The organism is uncultured Limosilactobacillus sp. (assembly GCF_934202235.1).
In the GTDB taxonomy this organism is placed as follows: domain Bacteria; phylum Bacillota; class Bacilli; order Lactobacillales; family Lactobacillaceae; genus Limosilactobacillus.
Genome location: NZ_CAKPXS010000075.1, coordinates 1 through 2,318 on the forward strand (window position 1 = coordinate 1; position 2,318 = coordinate 2,318).

The following is a 2,318-nucleotide window of genomic DNA, read 5'->3' on the forward strand; positions in this document are numbered from 1 at the left end:
TCCTAGTCATAGAAAAAGCCCTCCAAGTATCAGATGAATTTTCTATTTCATCTGTATACTTAGAGGGCATTATAGCCCCCAAAAATGCTGACGGTTTCTTCTTGGAAAATGGTCCCATCCGGGTTCGAACCGGAATCGACCGCTTAGGAGGCGGATGCACTATCCAGTTATGCTATGGGACCAAATCCCAAATATTATCGCATTGATGACCATGAATGTAAAGTTCAACAAGCACAATTATCGCTTTTGCCGCGCTTCTGCAGCCTTCCGGCGGCGCTTAAAGCGCATTCTCTTATTCTTGCGGTGACGGTTCTTCTTGTGCTTTTTACGCTTTTTCGGCGAAGCAACTGACTTCACCACTTTTTCGCGCTTTTTGGTGGTCGCAGAATGTTGCGGTTGCTCTTCCCGCTGCTGGTAAACCACTGTTGACCGTTCCTCAGGTAGGCACCACTTTTTCAGCTGGTAATCAGTCTTCGCTAAGACCTTCTTCAAGTCACGAAAATCGTGATCGTCACCCAGGTTGTAAACCGTCCCGGGTTGTCCCTGGCGCCCAGTTCGTCCGACACGGTGAATATACTGGTCTGCATTAATTGGCAAGTCAAAGTTGACCACCGCGGGAAGTTTGGCAATATCTAACCCCCGGGCAGCAACATCTGTCGTCAGCAACAACTTAACTTGGTGCTTTTTAAACCGACGCAGCGCGGCTTGCCGCTGCACCTGCCGTTGACGACCGCCGAGTGTAACAACCGCAAAGTGATGGTGTGTCAACCGGTTATAAACATATTCCAGGGTCCGCTGGCTATTAAAGAAGACCAGCCCATAAAACCCTGCTTGCTCACTCAACCTCTTCAAGACGGCAGTTTTCTGGGCATTGGTTCGTGCCATAACGGTGTAATGCTGGACCACACCGCGGGAGTTGTCCGTCTTCCGGACATCACAAACCACTAGCTTCCGCTGAAAAGTGGCGGTGAGGTCGGTCCTTCCCTGGCCAGTAGTGGCACTAAAAAACGATAATTGGCAGTCGCGGGGGGCGGCTTTGACCAGGTTAACCACTACCACTTTGGAGTGGTCATTCAGCAAGTCATCCGCTTCATCGATCACAATTGACGAGATGACACCTAGTGATAGATGGTGGCGGTTTAATAAGTCATAGATCCGCCCCGGGGTACCGACAAGAACTTCGCTGTGGTCACGGAGTTTTTCAATCTGACGACGAACATTAGCACCGCCAGTCAGCGACTGAACGTGGAGCCCCACCAATGCAGCCCACTCGCGCATAACGCGCGTCGTCTGCATCGCTAGTTCCTGGGATGGCTCGAGCACCAGTAATTGGCTCCCCCCACCAGGGCTGAGTTGCGAAAGCAAGGGCCACGTAAAGGCTAACGTTTTTCCGGATCCTGTTGGCGCAATGCCCATAACAGAATTGCCCGCCGCTAAGGGTTCAGCCACTGCTATTTGGATCGCCGTTAGCTGGGTAAAGCCCTTTTCCTTGAAGTGTTTTTCAAATTCAGCTTTCACGTTAAGCTCCTAGTAGTTCTTATCTGCCGGAAAGATCAAGTCACATGACTGACGGAGGTCATAGATGACCTGGTTGACATCTTCAGCCAACTGCAACCACTCCTGATAACGTTGCTCGTTATCCGCGTCCTTCAAGTTATTCATGATCTCAGCAAAGTCCTGTAGTTCATAGACCATGTCATTGTCGGCCACCTCGACAGCCAACGGGTGGGCCTTCTTTTGGTCATCGTAATAAATTCCCCGCCGGAGGTTAAAGGCACTATCGAGCCAGACAGTATCACGACCACCGTAAAATTCGGTTCCCAGGTAGTTGTTGCTGGTCTTGCCAACCACAATCGTCACACTCTTTTCACCATAAGTCAGCGTTGCCACTCCGTTACCGTCGACCCCGGTCTTCAGCATGGTTGGTAGGTAGTTAACACTGTCCGGCTTACCGTAGAGCGCCACTGCCAGGTAAACCCCATAAACACCGAGATCTTCCAACGCTCCACCAGCAAATTCTGGGTTAAAGATGTTGGGAACTGGTTTAACCCCTCCGTACACCTTATCGATACGTGATGAGTATTTCATGATGTTCATGGTGGCGCCACCAAACTTCATCTGCTTAATCTTTTTCTCAACAGCCTTAAATAGTGGTGTGTGAATGTTGCGGGCCGCTTCAAAGAGGCGGGCTTTGGGGTGAGCAGCCAGCAGCTTGTTGATTTCCTTAAATTCATGCGGGTTGACCAGGGCTGGCTTTTCCAAAATGATAAACTTATCATTTTCGATTGCTAATCGAACTTGCTCATAGTGAACACTAT

General features: G+C 50.0%; 2 protein-coding genes and 1 tRNA gene. All 3 read right to left on the reverse strand.

Features of this window, described 5'->3' with window-relative positions:
- Nucleotides 1-109: 109 nt before the first annotated feature.
- Nucleotides 110-182 (reverse strand) — tRNA-Arg (locus Q0E49_RS07950).
- Between the two features lie 55 nt (nucleotides 183-237).
- Nucleotides 238-1,518, reverse strand: a complete 1,281-nt coding sequence (locus Q0E49_RS07955; RefSeq protein ID WP_295747840.1) for a DEAD/DEAH box helicase — start codon at nucleotides 1,516-1,518, stop codon at nucleotides 238-240.
- Nucleotides 1,519-1,527: 9 nt separating this feature from the next.
- On the reverse strand, nucleotides 1,528-2,318 hold a 791-nt coding region (locus Q0E49_RS07960), incomplete at its 5' end, for a gfo/Idh/MocA family oxidoreductase (protein ID WP_295747843.1).